This window comes from Kitasatospora sp. NPDC004272, assembly GCF_053603035.1.
Genome location: NZ_JBSGET010000039.1, coordinates 1 through 15,413, shown reverse-complemented (window position 1 = coordinate 15,413; position 15,413 = coordinate 1). Strand labels below are relative to the sequence as shown.

Below are 15,413 nucleotides of genomic sequence, written 5' to 3'. Positions count from 1 at the left end.
ACGGAAAACCGGGGCCGGACCGTGAATCCGGTTCACCGGACGACCGCCCGCGCCGGCGTCGCCGTCCGCAAACCTCCGGGGCCGGGGCGGCCGGACTGCGCCGCGCCCGCGCACACCCCGGGGCGCACACCCGCGGCGCACGGATACCTGCTCGCACCCCTCTGGACGGCGGGGGCCGCCCGCTGTTCGCTGGGAGGGGGGGCCGGGGGGCAGGGCTGCGGGGGCCGCAGCCGATTCTGAGGACCGATTGGGAGGCCGCGATGGCTTCAGCGCAGGTGACCGGCAGCACCGTGGACCGGGTCCGGACGGACTCTCCGGCGGGGCGCAGCGGTCGGGCGCGGGACTGGGCGGAGATCCAGGAGCGCATGCTCGTCCCCCTCTACCAGGACGTTTACCGGCGGCTTGAGGTCGGCGCGGCCACCAGCCTGCTGGGCGTCGGGTGCCGGTCGGGGCTGGCGCTGCTGCTCGCCGCCGGGCGCGGCGCGCAGGTCGCGGGGGTGGAGCCGGACGGCGGGCTGCGGGAGCTCGCGGCGGCCCGCGGGCTGCAGGTGTCGCCCGGCGGCCGGGCGGAGGGGGTCGCCCGTTCGGCGCACCCCGTCCCCCGCCCGGCGCACTCCCTGGTGACGGTTTTCGAGCAGCCGCCGGTGCCCGCGCTGGTCGCCCGGGCGGCGGAGCGCACGCTGCCCGGCGGGCAGCTGGTGGTGGCCTCGTGGGGTCCGGCGGAGCGCTGCGAGAGCGCCGCGGTGCTGGAGGTGGCCCGGCGGCACGCCCCGTCCGGTGCGCCGGACCCGTTCGCCGCGGCCGGTCCGGGCGCGCTGGAGTCGCTGCTCGCCGGGGCGGGGACCCGGCCGTCCGGGAGCGGCCGGGTGGGCTGCCCGTTCGCCTACGCGGGCCTGGACTCGGCGGTCCGGGGCCTGCTGTCGACCGGCCTGTTCGACCGGGCCGAGGAGGCCGCGGGCGCGGCGCTGGTGGCCAAGGAGCTGGAGGAGGCGCTGCACCCGTTCCTGCGCCCGGACGGTTCGGTGCGGATGGCGAACGAGTTCCGCTGGGCGGTCGGGACGAGGCCCCGCGGCTGACGACCGGGCCCGCGACCGCGGCGACCGGCCCGCGCACCGGACCGCCGGGACCGCCGGGAGCACCGGGAGCACCGGGAGCACCGGGAGCACCGGGAGCGACGGGCCCGCCGAGAACGACAAGAACGCCAGGAGCGCCAGGCGCGCCGGAAGCGCCGGGTACGTCAGGACCGGCCGAGTCCGGCGGCGGCGTACGCCGCGTCCTCGTCCAGGGTCTCGGCCTCCAGCAGGGCGGCGGCCAGCGCGTCGAGCCGGTCGCGGTGCCGGTGCAGCAGGGCGACGGCCTCCTCCCAGCACTCGGCGACGATCCGGCGGGCCTCCTCGTCGACGGCGTCCAGCGTGGTGGGGGCGGCGGCCAGGCCGTACGGGGACTGGCTGTCGTTGGGGACGGCGGTGACCCGGCCGACCCGGTCGCTCATGCCCCAGCGGCCGGCCATCGAGCGGGCGATGGTGGTGAGCTGTTCGAGGTCGCTCTCGGCGCCGGTGGTGACCACGCCGTAGACCACCTGCTCGGCGGCCATCCCGCCGAGCGCGCCGATGATCCGGCCGCGCAGGTAGGGCTCGGTGTAGGAGTAGCGGTCGGTGTCGGGGGTGGAGAGGGTGACGCCGAGGGCGCGGCCGCGCGGCACGATGGTGATCTTGCGGACCGGGTCGGCGCCGGGCTGCAGCATGCCGAGTAGGGCGTGGCCGGACTCGTGGAAGGCGGTCCGCTCGCGTTCCTCCTGGGGCATCACCAGCGGGCGGACGGCGCCGAGCTGGACCTTCTCCAGGGCTTCGGAGAGGTTCTCCTGGTCGACGGCGTCCTGCTTGCGCTTGACGGCGATCAGCGCGGCCTCGTTGACCAGGTTGGCCAGGTCGGCGCCGGTCATGCCGGGCGTGGTGCGGGCGACGGTGTCCAGGTCGGTGCCCTCGGCGAGCGGCACCCGGCGGGTGTGGATCTTCAGGATCTGCTCGCGGCCGGCCCGGTCGGGCGGGCTGACGGTGATCCGGCGGTCGAACCGGCCGGGGCGCAGCAGCGCCGGGTCGAGGACCTCGGCGCGGTTGGTCGCGGCGATCACGATGACGCCCTCGGAGCCGGAGAACCCGTCCATCTCGGTGAGGATCTGGTTGAGGGTCTGCTCGCGCTCGTCGTGGCCGCCCATGCCGCCACCGCCGCCGCGCTGCCGGCCGATGGTGTCGATTTCGTCGATGAACACGATCGCGGGGGCGACCTTGCGGGCCTCGGAGAACAGTTCGCGGACCCGGCTGGCGCCGACGCCGACGATCATCTCGATGAACTCGGAGGCCGAGGCGGAGAAGAACGGCACGTCGGCCTCGCCGGCGACGGCGCGGGCCAGCAGGGTCTTGCCGGTGCCGGGCGGGCCGGACAGCAGGACGCCGCGCGGCATCTTGGCGCCGAGCCTCCGGTACGCCTGCGGGTTCTTCAGGAAGTCGACCACCTCGCTGAGTTCGGCCTCGACCTCGTCGATGCCGGCCACGTCCTGGAAGGTGGTGCGCTCGCCCTGGCTGGTGTCCACCGGCTTCGGCGGGGCCTTGCGGCCGAACGCGCCGCCGCCCATCCCGCCGGCCATCCGGCGGGCGATCAGCACCCAGACGCCGATCAGCAGCAGCATCGGGGCCAGCGAGATCAGCAGGTTCGCCAGGAAGCTGCGCTGCTGCACCACCGGACGGGCCGTCACCTCGACGTTCTGCGACTGCAGGGTGCCCCAGAGGTTGTCGCTGGCGAACGCCGGGCGCTGGGTGGTGAACTCGGTGTAGTCGCCCTTGCCGCCGTCCGGCTTGGGCTGCTTGTCCTTGAGCGTGCCCTCGATGGCGTCGCCCTTGGAGTAGATCTTGGTGATGTTCCCGCTGTTGAGCTGCTTGGTGAACTCGGTGTACGAGATCGTGGTCGAGCCGCCGTTGCCGAAGAAGCTCAGCAGGACGTCCGACAGCAGGAACACCACCAGCGCGGTGAGGATCAGGCCCGTCCAGCCGCCCGGCATCTTCTTCTTCGGCGGCGGCGGGGGCGGGGCCCCCTCGGACCGCCAGGGCTGGTCGGGGGTCTGGCGCGGCGGCACGGGGTTGCTCACCCGTCGGACAATACGGACACCGTGCACGTCGGACGGCACGCAACGCCGCGACCCGCCCCGGTCAGCGCACCGCCGCCCACCGCCGCTCCGGCGCCGGCGCAACCGCCGCCCACCGCTCCCCCGCCGTCAGCGCACCGGCGTCGGCCACTCCTCCGCGGTCAGCGCGAACCGCTCGTGGTCGCGCCAGGCGTCCTGCAGGAACAGCATCCGCGGCGTGAAGCCCTCGTGCCGGAAGCCCAGTCGGCGGGCCAGCGCGATCGACCGCTCGTTGTCCGGCTGCACGTTGATCTCCAGCCGGTGCAGTCCGAGCCCGCCCAGCTCCGGCGAGGTGAGGCAGCGCTCCACCACCAGCCGCATGCCCTCGGTCATCCGGCCGGTCCCGACGAACGGCAGGTACGAGTCGTAGCCCAGCACGCCGTTGCAGAACCGCGCCATCACGATGTTGGCCACGTTGCACTTGCCGACCAGGCCGCCGGTCTCGACGTCGACGATCATGAACGTCCGCAGGCCCGCGCCCTGGCGGCTCAACAGGTCCGGCATGGCGTCCGGCTCCACCGGGTTCCACCGGCCGATGTGCGCGGCGGAGCGGCGCACCGCCTCGGCGTAGGGGACGACGTCATCGGGGCGGGGGGCTCGGATCGTCACGCGCATACCGGACATCATCGCGCACCCGCCCGCGGGAACGGGGCGCCGGAGCAGCGGGAGCGACGGGGCGCGGCCGGAACGGCGACGGGGGCGGGGGGAGCCGCTGCGCGCGACCCGCCCCGCCCCCGTCGGCAGGCTCGCGCTTACATCAGGTCCTTGAACTCCTTGGGGAGTTCGAAGTCCGCCGGGCCCTTGCCCGGCTGGAGGCCGAACGCGCCGCCCGGCTGGGCCGACTGGCCCGGGCCGAGGGCCTTGCGCTCGGCGGCGGCGGCCTCCTCCTGGGCCCGCTTGAGCGGGTTGCCGCTCTTGCGCTTGCCCTTGGCGACCGGGGCCTTCTTGCCGGAGCGCTTGGCGCCGCCGCCCATCCCGGGGATGCCGGGCATGCCGGGGATGCCCTTGCCGGAGGCCATCGCGGACATCATCTTGCGGGCCTCGAAGAACCGCTCGACCAGGCTGGAGACCTCGCCGACCTGGACGCCGGAGCCCTTGGCGATGCGCAGCCGGCGCGAGCCGTTGATGAGCTTGGGGTCGGAACGCTCGGCCGGGGTCATCGACTTGATGATCGCGCCGACCCGGTTGACGTCCTTGTCGTCCAGGTTGTTGATCTGCTCCCGGATCTGGCCCATGCCGGGGAGCATGCCGAGCAGCTTGGAGATCGAGCCCATCTTCTGGACCTGCTCCAGCTGCGACAGGAAGTCGTCGAGCGTGAAGTCCTTGCCGCCGCCCTGGAGCTTGGCGGCCATCTTCTCGGCCTCGGCCTGGGAGAAGGTCTGCTCGGCCTTCTCGATCAGCGAGAGGACATCGCCCATGCCGAGGATGCGCGAGGCCATCCGGTCCGGGTGGAAGGCGTCGAAGTCGTCGACCTTCTCGCCGTTGGAGGCGAACATGATCTGGCGGCCGGTCACGTGCGCGACCGAGAGCGCCGCGCCGCCGCGGGCGTCGCCGTCGAGCTTGGAGAGCACCACGCCGGTGAAGTCGACGCCTTCGAGGAAGGCCTGGGCGGTGGTGACCGCGTCCTGGCCGACCATGGCGTCGACCACGAACAGGACCTCGTTCGGGTTGACCGCGGCCCGGATGTCGGCGGCCTGCTGCATCAGTTCGGCGTCGATGCCGAGCCGGCCGGCGGTGTCGACGATGACGACGTCGTACTGCTTCTGCTTGGCGTACTCGATCGAGTCGCGGGCGACCTGCACCGGGTCGCCGACGCCGTTGCCGGGCTGCGGGCCGTAGAAGGCGACGCCGGCCCGTTCGGCGACCACGCCGAGCTGGGTGACGGCGTTGGGGCGCTGGAGGTCGCAGGCGACCAGCAGCGGGGTGTGCTTCTGGCTCTTGAGCCAGTGGCCGAGCTTTCCGGCCAGCGTGGTCTTGCCGGCGCCCTGGAGGCCGGCCAGCATGATCACGGTCGGGCCGGTCTTGGCGTACTGCAGGCGGCGGGTCTCGCCACCGAGGATGCTGATCAGCTCCTCGTTGACGATCTTGATGATCTGCTGGGCCGGGTTCAGCGCGCCGGAGACCTCGGAACCGAGGGCACGGTCCTTGACCTGCTTGATGAAGGCGCGGACCACGGGGAGCGCGACGTCCGCCTCCAGCAGGGCGATCCGGATCTCGCGCGCGGTGGCGTCGATGTCCGCCTCGCTGAGACGGCCCTTGCCCCGGAGGTTCTTGAACGTCGCTGCGAGGCGGTCGGAGAGAGTGTCGAACACGTCGGTCGCGGGTCCCTTGCGGCATCGAGTACGGGTACTGTCGTCGCCCCCAAGGGTAGCCGCACCCCGGCGGGCGGTCTGCGCCCCTGCGCGAACAGCCGGTCAGTGCGGCTCCAGGGCGGCCCGGACCGCCCGCGCGACCTCTTCGGCCCGGCCCGCCGCCAGCGGTCCGCCGTCGGCGGAGGTGAGGTAGAAGGCGTCCACGGCCTCCGCGCCGAGGGTGGAGACGTGCGCGGTGCGGACCCGCACGCCCGAGGCGTCCAGGGCCCGGCCGATCCGGTGCAGCAGGCCGGGCGCGTCGTGCGCGCGGACCTCCAGCACGGTGGCCGAGCGCGAGGCGTCGTGCGGGGCGACGGTGACCACCGGCGGCGGGGTGCTGATGCCGCGCCGGCGGGGCGCGGCGGCGTCGCGCTCGGCGAGCTTGCGGGTGACGTCCAGCGAGCCGTCCAGGGCGCGGCGCAGGTCGGCGCGGAGCCGGGCGGCGTCGGGCAGGTCGCCGTACTCGGCGGCGACCGTCCAGGACAGCAGCAGGACCGGGCCGGCCCCGACCGGGTCGAGCTCGCGCAGGCCGGCCTTGCGGACGGCGAGCCGGTGCACGGCGAGCACCCCGGCGACGGTGCCGAGCAGGCCGGGGCGGTCGGGGATGGCCAGGGTCAGCTCGACGCCCATCGGCTCGCCGCCGTCCGTGCCGGGCTCGGCGTGGGCGGTGAAGGCCAGCGCGGGGGCGCCGGTGCGGGCCGCCTCCACGGCGAGCCGCTCCTGGTCGGCGGTGACCTCGGGGTCGGCGGCGGGCGGCCGGGTGTCGCCGGCCAGCCGGGCGGCGGTGCGCTCGACCAGGGTGGCGACCAGCGAGGCCCGCCAACTCGACCAGGCGGCCGGGCCGGTGGCGGTGGCGTCGGCCTCGGTGAGGGCGTGCAGCAGTTCCAGGTGGGTCTGGGTGCCGACGGTCTTGGCGATCAGGTCGGCGGTGGCCGGGTCGTCGGGGTCGCGGCGGGTGGCGGTGTCGACCAGCGTCAGGTGGTGGCGCACCAGCAGCGCCAGGGTGTCGGTGTCGCGCTTGCCGAAGCCCATCCGGACGGCCACGTCGCGGACGATCACCTCGCCGGCCTCGGAGTGGTCGCCGGGCCAGCCCTTGCCGAGGTCGTGCAGCAGCGCGGCGACCAGCAGCAGGTCGGGGCGGGCGGTGCGGCGGGTCATCGCGGCGGCCCGGACGGCGGTCTCGATCAGGTGCCGGTCGACGGTCCAGCGGTGCACGGCGTTGCGCTGCGGCCGGCAGCGGACCCGCTCCCAGTCCGGCAGCATCCGGCTGATCAGCCCCTCGGCCTCCAGCGCCTCCCAGACCGGCAGGCACGCCTCGCCGGCGCCGAGCAGGGTGACCAGCTGCTCGCGGGCCTCGTCGGGCCAGGGCACCGGCAGCGGGGCGCTCTCGGCGGCCAGCCGGCGGACGGTGGCGTAGCCGACGGCGAGCCCGGCCTGGGCGGCCGCGGCGGCGGCCCGCAGCGGCAGCACCGGGTCGGTGGCGGGCCGGGCGGCCTGGGCGAGTACCGCCTCGCCGTCCTGCTCGACCACGCCCTCGGCGAGCGGGCGGCGCTCGGGCGCGGCCGGGCCGACCGGGGCGCGCCGGGCGCCGTTGAACGGGAAGCCGAACCGGACGGCGCGGCGCGGCACCGGGTGGCGGCGCTCGGCCAGCACCCGGTCGACGGCGCGCCAGGTGACGTCGCAGGCGTAGGCGACGGTGCGGGCGGCCCGGTAGACCTGCCGCAGCAGGGTGTCCGCGTCGAGCACGCCGAGGCGTTCGGCGACCTGGTCCTGGTCCTGCAGGGAGAGCCGTTCGGTGGCCCGCCCGGTGGTCAGGTGCAGGGCGTCGCGGACGTCGGCGAGGGTGCGGGCGGCCTCGTCCAGGCCGTCGCGGGGCGCGTCGGCGAGCCAGGTGGCGGCCACCGCGTTCAGCGCGACCAGGTCGCGCAGGCCGCCGCGGGCCTCCTTGAGGTCGGGTTCGAGCAGGAAGGACAGCTCGCCGTGGCGCTCGGCCCGGGCGCGGCCGAGCTCGCGGAGCTCGGGGAGCCGTTCGGGGGCGGCGGCGCGCCAGTCGGCGAGGACGGCGGAGCGCAGGTCGGCGGTGAGCTGCGGGTCGCCGGCCAGGTGGCGGGCGTCGAGCAGGCCGAGCTGGGCCTTGAGGTCGGCGGCGGCGACCTCGCGGGCGCCGGCCGGGGTGCGGACGGCGTGGTCGAGGGCGACGCCGCTGTCCCAGACCGGGTACCAGACGCGTTCGGCCAGGCCGTCGGCGAGCGGGCCCTCGTGCAGCAGCAGCACGTCCAGGTCGCTGCGCGGGGAGAGTTCGGCCCGGCCGTAGCCGCCGACCGCGACCAGCGCGGTGCGGGCGGGGGCGCCGGCGGCCCGGTAGAGGGCGGCCAGCCAGTCGTCGGTGAGCCGGGCGAGGGCGGCGCGGCGCTGCGGGCCGGCGGCGCCGGGGTCGGCCAGCAGGCGGGCCCGTTCGGCCGGGTAGCCGTACTCGGCGGGGTCGGTGCTGCTCACGTCTGCTCCCGGTGCGTGCTGGTGCCGGATACGCCTTCGGCGGACCTGCCGCACGGGCAGGTCCGCCAGGAGGGTTCACGGCGGTGGATCAGAGTGGATCGGGTGGGTCGGAGGAGGGGTCAGAGGGCGTCCGGGCCGCGTTCGCCGGTGCGGACCCGGACCGCGGTCTCGACCGGGACGGACCAGACCTTGCCGTCGCCGATCTTGCCGGTGCGGGCGGCCTTGACCACCACGTCGATCAGCTGCTCGGCGTCCTCGTCGTCGACCAGTATCTCGATCCGGACCTTCGGCACCAGGTCGACGGTGTACTCGGCGCCGCGGTAGACCTCGGTGTGGCCGCGCTGCCGGCCGTACCCGCTGGCCTCGGTGACGGTCAGGCCGTGCACCCCGAACGCCTGCAGGGCGTCCTTGACCTCGTCCAGGCGGTGCGGCTTGATGACGGCGGTGATCAGCTTCATCGGGCGTCGACCTCGGTCTTCTCGGCGGGGACGGCAGCGGCGGGGGCGGCGACGGAGCGGGCGAGGCTGGCGCCGACGGCGGTGAAGTCGTAGGCGGACTCGGCGTGCTCGGCCTGGTCGATGCCGGACACCTCGACGTCCTCGGCGACCCGGAAGCCGATGGTCTTCTGGATCGCCTGGCCCAGCAGCCAGGAGAGCACGAAGGAGTAGACCAGGACGACGACCACGCCGAGCGCCTGCTTGCCGAGCTGGCCCAGGCCGCCGCCGTAGAACAGGCCGGACGCGGTCTGGCCGACGTGGCCGGTGGCGAAGAAGCCGATCAGCAGCGAGCCGACGATGCCGCCGACCAGGTGGACGCCGACCACGTCGAGCGAGTCGTCGAAGCCGAACTTGTACTTCAGGCTGATCGCCGCGGCGCACAGCGCGCCGGCGATCAGGCCGATCGCGATCGAGCCGAGCGGGGAGACCGAGCCGCAGGCCGGGGTGATGGCGACCAGGCCGGCCACCGCGCCGGAGGCGGCGCCGAGGGTGGTGAACGCGCCGTGCCGGATCTTCTCGTAGGCGAGCCAGCCGAGGACGGCGGCGGCGGTGGCGACCTGGGTGTTGACGAAGGCCATGCCCGCGACGCCGTTGGCGGCCAGCGCCGAACCGGCATTGAAGCCGAACCAGCCGAACCACAGCAGGCCGGAGCCGAGCATCACCAGCGGCAGGCTGTGCGGGCGCATCGGGTCCTTCTTGAAGCCGATCCGCTTGCCGAGCACCAGCGCCAGGGCCAGGCCCGCCGCACCGGCGTTGATGTGCACCGCGGTGCCGCCGGCGAAGTCGATCACGCCGTTGCGGTCACCGAGCCAGCCGCCGTTGCCGCCATCGAAGAAGAACACCCAGTGCGCGACCGGGAAGTACACGATGGTCACCCAGAGCGCCACGAACAGGCTCCAGGCGGCGAACTTCGCCCGGTCCGCGATGGCGCCGCTGATCAGCGCCGGGGTGATGATCGCGAACATCAGCTGGAAGGCCGCGAAGCCGGTGACCGGGATCGTCCCGGTCAGCGCGTTCAGGTCGATGCCGCGCATGCCCAGGTAGTCGAGGTTGCCGATCAGACCCGCCCCGGCGTCCGGCCCGAAGGCCAGCGTGTAGCCGTACAGGACCCAGAGCACCGTGACGATGGCCAGTGAGATGAAGCTCATCACCAGCATGTTGAGGGTGCTCTTGACCCTGACCATGCCTCCGTAGAAGAAGGCCAGACCCGGGGTCATCAACATGACCAGGGCCGCACAGATGAACACAAAGGCGGTATCGCCCGCGCTGAAGCCGTCCGGCATCGGCGTCTCCTCCGAATGAGAGCCGCACCACGACCGGGATACCTGTCCCGTGCCATCCCGGCGTGTCGGCGATGAGAGGAGAGTGCCGAAGGCGGGTTTCGGCCGATGCGGCACGGTGTTTCGCCGCAGTGACGCGGTTGACGCGCCCGTTACGGGCACGTGAACCACAGCTGGTGACGCGTACTGGACAGCCCGTGTCATACTCCGACGGCCGTCCGGACGGGGGGCGGACGGCCGTCGGTGGCGGGATCGCGGCGGGTCAGACCACCGAGACGAACTCCGGGATGTCGTGCACCACCCGCTCGGCCAGCCGGTCCACCCCGGGGGCGCCGCGGAAGTCCCGGCTGGCGGCCTCGGAGGTCTTCCGGACCCGGGTGTTCAGCCGCTCGGAGCGCACCTTCTTGGCGATGTCGACCGCCTCCTCGCAGTACTTCGCCGCGTCCTCCGGCTCGTTCTGCAGCAGCCGCACCGAGGCCATCCCGACCAGGTTGAACGCGTAGGTGCGGACGTGGTCGGCGTCCTCCCGGAACCGGTCGACCGCCTCGGTGATCAGCTTCTCGGCGGGCTTGGCCATCGCCGCGCCGTGGTCCGAGGTGTAGGCCAGGTCCCGGTAGGAGTGCCCGTTCTCCGCGCACAGCTCGGCGTACGAGAAGAACTTGAGCCAGTTCGGCGTCTCCTCGTTGCTCTCCTTGATGTCGGTGAAGGTGTCCTCGGACAGCCGGACCGCCCGGGCGCACCGGTTGAGCTCGCCGATGGTGGAGTACGCCCGGGCCTCCATCGCGTACAGCAGCGACTGCTGGCGGGCGGTGGCGGTGTCCCGGCTGCCGTACTGGGCGAGGTGGATCAGCTCCAGCGCGTCCTCGCCGCGGTTGAGGTGGATCATCTGCCGGCTCATGTCGGTCAGCACGTGCGCCCCGAACGGGCGGTCACCGGCCTCCTTGGCCGCGTGCAGCGCCAGCACGTAGTACTTCTGCGCGCTCGGGTGCATGCCGACGTCGTACGACATGAAGCCCGCCAGGTGGGCGAGTTCGGCGGTGATCCGGAACAGCCGCTTGGTGATCGCCTCGGGGTAGGTCTCCTGCAACAGGTCGGTGACCTCGTGGAGCTGGCCGACCACCGCCTTGCGGCGCAGGCCGCCGCCGTTCTGCGCGTCCCACTTCCGGAACATCTCGGTGGTCTGCTCCAGCAGCTGCATCTCCGGCTCGGACAGCCGCCCGGAGAACTGCTGGCCGCCGTTGGCCGCCGCCAGGATCGGGGTCGGCGCCCCGTTCGGACCGGGCGTCAGCCAGCGCTGCATCGGCTCGATCAGCGCCGCGCCGGCCGTCAGCGCCAGCGAAGTGCCCAGGAAACCGCGGCGGTTGAGCATCAGGTCGCTGCGCGAGTACTCGCTGATCGCCTGCACGGTCTGCTGCGGGCTCCACGGCAGGTCCACCCCGCTGCCGACGGTGGTCACCTGGACCACCGCGCGCAGGCCGAGGTCCTCGACCGAGACCACCGAGCCGAAGCGCTCCGAGAACAGCTCGGACATGATCTTCGGGATCGGCTCGCGCGGCTGCTCGCCGTCCAACCAGCGGCGCACCCGCGAGGTGTCCGTGGAGACGTGGTGCGCGCCGATCTGCCGTGCCCTGCGGTTCACTTGGCGCGCCAGCTCGCCTTTCGACCAGCCGCTGCGCGCGAACCAGGAGCCAAGCTTCTCGTTCGGCTGCTTCTCACCCATGGGACCGTCCCCATCCCGCCCCGACCCGGGGCCCCGCATTCGCCCTGACCCTTTTCGTCGCCGCCCGCGTGACCGGTCGGCTGCGTTCCGTATGCCGAACGTAGCGTTCCTCCGCCATCCGGGGGAGCAACGTCGGAGAAACGCCACCTTTCGCCACCCCCAGGGGTGAACTACCGGACCGGCGGGCGCGCTTCACTATGAGTCAGCCCGGCATGACCCCGGCACATGCCCGGACCCGACGGCACCCGACGGAGGCACGCGTGCGGCAACGACGATCCAGCATCCGAGGCGCCGGTGCAAGGCGCTTGCTGGCCCGCGCCACCCGGATCGGCGTGCGCCGGTCCGCGCGCGCCTCCGGCGCACCACGCACCACGCGCCCGACCGGCGACGCGCCGTCACCCTCCCGTAACCAGCGGCGACCGGAAGCGGTTGGGGGTGGCATGGACAAGCTCTTCGGCACCCTGCGGCTCACCCCCCTCGGCGGCCGCCGCCGCACCCGGCCCACCGCGCTGCAGGCCGCCGCCGAGTACTCCGGGCGCTGGGGCTGGACGCTGGCCGTCGGCAACCCGACCGAGCGGGCCGGGACGGCCTGCGACTGCGGCGTCCCGCACTGCGCCGCGCCCAACCTGCACCGCCGGGTCGGCCCGGCGATCGCCCCCGGCGCCGCGCCCGCCGAGCTGGCCGCCCGATGTCCGGCCGACGCCCCGCTGCTGCTCCCCACCGGCCACCAGTTCGACGTCCTGGACGTCCCGGCGCAGCCCGGCCTGCAGGCCCTGGTCCGGCTGGAGCGGATGGGCACCCAGGTCGGCCCGGTGCTGGCCTCCCCGGCCGGTCGGCTGCTGCTCTTCGTCGCGCCCGGCACCGCCGAGCGGCTGCCCGACCTGCTCTACCGGATGGGCTGGGACGACGCCTCGCTCGACCTCGCCTGCCACGGCCTCGGCTCCTACCTGGCCGCCCCGCCCACCCCGCTGGGCCCGCTCGGCCCGATGCGCTGGCTGCGCCGCCCGACCGCCGACGGCACCCCGCCCGAGGCCCGGCTGCTGCTCGGCACCCTGGCCTACGCCTGCCACCGCACCCGGGACCGGCAGAGCGAGTTCGCCAGCTAGGTCCGCTCCGGCCGCTCCCGGGCCCTGACGCGCCGAGGGCCCGCCCGGGAGGGCGCTTCCCTCCTCGAACGGACCCTCGGGTGGTGCGGCGGTCAGCCGAGCAGCGCGTCCACGAAGGCGCCCGGCTCGAACGGCGCGAGGTCGTCCGCGCCCTCGCCGAGGCCGATCAGCTTGACCGGCACGCCGAGTTCGCGCTGCACCGAGATGACGATGCCGCCCTTCGCGGTGCCGTCGAGCTTGGTGAGCACGATGCCGGTGATGTCGACCACCTCGGCGAACACCCGGGCCTGGACCAGGCCGTTCTGTCCGGTGGTGGCGTCCAGCACGAGCAGCACCTCGTCGACCGGGCCGTGCTTCTCGACGACCCGCTTGACCTTGCCGAGCTCGTCCATCAGGCCGGTCTTGGTGTGCAGCCGGCCGGCGGTGTCGATCAGGACGGTGTCGACGCCGTCGGCGATGCCCTGCTTGACCGCGTCGAACGCGACCGAGGCCGGGTCGCCGCCCTCGGGGCCGCGCACGGTGTGCGCGCCGACCCGCTCGCCCCAGGTCTGCAGCTGGTCGGCGGCGGCGGCGCGGAAGGTGTCGGCGGCGCCGAGCACGACCTTCCGGCCGTCGGCGACCAGGACCCGGGCCAGCTTGCCGGTGGTGGTGGTCTTGCCGACGCCGTTGACGCCGACCACCAGCACCACGGCCGGGCCGTCGCCCGGCTTGACCGAGCGGACGGTGCGGTCGGCCTCGGTGCCGATCAGCTTGACGAGCTCCTCGCGGAGCAGGCCGCGCAGCTCGTCGGGGGTGCGGGTGCCGAGCACCTTGACCCGGGTGCGCAGGTTGTCGACCAGCTCCTGGGTGGCGGCGACGCCGACGTCGGCGGTGAGGAGGGTCTCCTCGATCTCCTCCCAGGTGTCCTCGTCGAGGCGGTCGCGGGAGAGCAGGGTGAGCAGTCCCTTGCCGAGGGTGGACTGCGAGCGGGAGAGCCGGGAGCGCAGCCGGACCAGGCGTCCGGCGGTGGGCTCGGGCACCTCGATCGCGGGCGCGGCCTCGGCCTCCTCGGCCCGCACCTCCTCGGCGGCCGGCTCCTCGACCGGAGCCCCGGGAGCCTCCGGCACCTCGGTGGCCTCGGTGGCCCCGGTCGCCGTGGGCGGCGCGGTGGGCTCGGCGGCCCCTTCCGCGGGCTTGGCCGGCGAGGGCTTGGCCGGGGCGGGCGCGGTGATGGTCGGCGCCTGGCCCGGCTTGTCCAGTTCTTTGCGTCGTCTGCCGGAGACGACGAGTCCGGTGATCGCGCCGATGGCGATCACCGCGATGACAACGGCAAGGATCACGTATTCCATAACCCGTCCAGTATCACTTAGCGCCTATGCCGGGCCCGGCTGTGCGGGTTCCAGCGCTGTCCTGTGCTCGTCCTGGCGTTCCTGCCCGGGTACCCGCAACCGCTGGCTGATCACCTGCGAGATGCCGTCGCCCTTCATGGTGACGCCGTACAGGGCGTCGGCGGACTCCATGGTGAGCTTCTGGTGGGTGATGACGATCAGTTGGGAGCTCGCCCGCAGCTCCTCCATGATCCCGACCAGCCGCCGCAGGTTGGTCTCGTCGAGCGCGGCCTCCACCTCGTCCATGACGTAGAACGGGCTGGGCCGGGCCTTGAAGATGGACACCAGCAGCGCGACGGCGGTGAGCGAGCGCTCGCCGCCGGAGAGCAGCGAGAGCCGCTTGACCTTCTTGCCGGGCGGCCGGGCCTCGACCTCGACGCCGGTGGTGAGCATGTTCTCCGGGTCGGTGAGCAGCAACCGGCCCTCGCCGCCGGGGAAGAGCCGGGCGAAGACGCCCTCGAACTGGGCGGCGGTGTCGTGGTAGGCGGCGGTGAACAGCTGCTCGACCCGGGTGTCGACGTCGCGGACGATGTCCATCAGGTCGCGGCGGCTCTTGCGCAGGTCGTCGAGCTGTTCGCCGAGGAACCGGTGCCGGGCCTCCAGCGCGGCGAACTCCTCCAGCGCGAGCGGGTTGACCTTGCCGAGCTGCTGGTGGGCGCGTTCGGCGGCCTTGAGCCGCTGCTCGACCTCGGCCCGGACGTAGGGGCGGGGCTGGCCGGCGGGTTCCCGGCCGTCCCCGGCGGGCGGGGCGTCCTCGGCGGGCGGCCCGTCCTCGGTGGGCGGGGCGGGGACGGGCCGGTCGGGGCCGTAGCCGGCGAGCAGTTCGCCGGCCTCGATGCCGAACTCCTCCAGCGCCCTGGACTCCAGCTGTTCGATCCGCAGCCGCTTCTCGGCGCGCAGCACCTCGTCGCGGTGCCCGGCGTCGACCAGGCGGTCGAGTTCGGCCTTGAGTTCGCGGCCGTGCTCGCGGAACTGCCGCAGTTCGGCCTCGCGGGCGGCGCGGTCGGCCTCGACGGCGGCGCGTTCGGTCTCGGCGGTGGCGAGCGTGTCCTCGATCCGGCCGAGCAGGTGGCGGGCGCCGGCGGCGACGGCGGTGGCGACGGCGCCCTCGTGCCGGGCGCGTTCGCGGCGTTCGGCGGCGCGGGCGCGGGCCTCGCGCTCGGCGCGGGCGGCGCGGTCGAGCCGGTCGGCGCGGCCGCTCAGGCCGCGGACCCGCTCCTCGTGGGTGCGAACGGCGAGCCGGGACTCCATCTCGGTCTGCCGGGCGGCGGAGGCGGCGGTGGCGAGCCGGTCGCGTTCGGCGGGGTCGGGTTCGTCCTCGCCGCCGTCGGCGAGTTCCTCGGCGGTGGCGAGCCGGGCGGCGAGTTCCTCGGCGGCGGCCCGGGCCCCGGCGAGGCCGCGGTCGGCCCCGGCGGCGG

At 74.2% G+C, this 15,413-nt stretch carries 11 protein-coding genes; 2 read left to right on the top strand and 9 right to left on the bottom strand.

The features are described 5' to 3' along the window. Positions 1 to 260 precede the first annotated feature (260 nt). Entirely contained in the window at positions 261 to 1,076 is an 816-nt protein-coding gene (locus ACWEO5_RS14740; protein ID WP_344554552.1) for a class I SAM-dependent methyltransferase, read from the top strand. Positions 1,077 to 1,237: 161 nt separating this feature from the next. Here the strand turns inward: ACWEO5_RS14740 and ftsH are convergent, their stop codons facing one another. The 7 genes from ftsH to nsdA form a co-directional block, all read right to left on the bottom strand. Continuing rightward, a complete protein-coding gene (gene ftsH, locus ACWEO5_RS14735; protein ID WP_344554553.1) occupies positions 1,238 to 3,142 on the bottom strand; it encodes an ATP-dependent zinc metalloprotease FtsH in 1,905 nt (634 codons plus the stop codon). A gap of 126 nt (positions 3,143 to 3,268) precedes the next feature. Then, positions 3,269 to 3,793 carry a GNAT family N-acetyltransferase gene (locus ACWEO5_RS14730; protein WP_344554554.1) on the bottom strand — a complete coding sequence of 175 codons (525 nt, stop codon included), beginning with the start codon at positions 3,791 to 3,793 and terminating at the stop codon, positions 3,269 to 3,271. 137 nt (positions 3,794 to 3,930) lie between these two features. Then, on the bottom strand, positions 3,931 to 5,490 hold the full coding sequence (ffh, locus tag ACWEO5_RS14725) for a signal recognition particle protein (protein ID WP_344554555.1): 1,560 nt from the start codon (positions 5,488 to 5,490) through the stop codon (positions 3,931 to 3,933). A gap of 102 nt (positions 5,491 to 5,592) precedes the next feature. Further along, a complete protein-coding gene (locus ACWEO5_RS14720; protein ID WP_452162759.1) occupies positions 5,593 to 8,025 on the bottom strand; it encodes a [protein-PII] uridylyltransferase in 2,433 nt (810 codons plus the stop codon). Between the two features lie 119 nt (positions 8,026 to 8,144). Continuing rightward, positions 8,145 to 8,483 (bottom strand): P-II family nitrogen regulator, encoded by a 339-nt coding sequence (locus ACWEO5_RS14715; protein WP_014138256.1) that lies wholly within the window; start codon positions 8,481 to 8,483, stop codon positions 8,145 to 8,147. Continuing rightward, positions 8,480 to 9,805 carry an ammonium transporter gene (locus ACWEO5_RS14710; RefSeq protein ID WP_452162758.1) on the bottom strand — a complete coding sequence of 442 codons (1,326 nt, stop codon included), beginning with the start codon at positions 9,803 to 9,805 and terminating at the stop codon, positions 8,480 to 8,482. Before ACWEO5_RS14710 ends, ACWEO5_RS14715 begins: the two co-directional genes overlap by 4 nt. Before the next feature lie 259 nt (positions 9,806 to 10,064). Then, complete coding sequence (gene nsdA, locus ACWEO5_RS14705) at positions 10,065 to 11,522, bottom strand: transcriptional repressor NsdA (RefSeq protein ID WP_344554558.1); 1,458 nt, start codon at positions 11,520 to 11,522, stop codon at positions 10,065 to 10,067. A 440-nt stretch (positions 11,523 to 11,962) separates the two neighbouring features. Here nsdA and ACWEO5_RS14700 point away from each other — a divergent pair, with 440 nt between their 5' ends. Then, positions 11,963 to 12,628: a bifunctional DNA primase/polymerase gene (locus tag ACWEO5_RS14700; protein ID WP_452162757.1), complete on the top strand. Its 666-nt coding sequence runs from the start codon at positions 11,963 to 11,965 to the stop codon at positions 12,626 to 12,628. Positions 12,629 to 12,720: 92 nt separating this feature from the next. Here the strand turns inward: ACWEO5_RS14700 and ftsY are convergent, their stop codons facing one another. Further along, positions 12,721 to 13,956: a signal recognition particle-docking protein FtsY gene (ftsY, locus tag ACWEO5_RS14695; protein ID WP_452162756.1), complete on the bottom strand. Its 1,236-nt coding sequence runs from the start codon at positions 13,954 to 13,956 to the stop codon at positions 12,721 to 12,723. A gap of 24 nt (positions 13,957 to 13,980) precedes the next feature. Further along, a partial coding sequence (locus ACWEO5_RS14690; RefSeq protein ID WP_452162755.1) for an AAA family ATPase occupies positions 13,981 to 15,413 on the bottom strand: 1,433 nt, incomplete at its 5' end.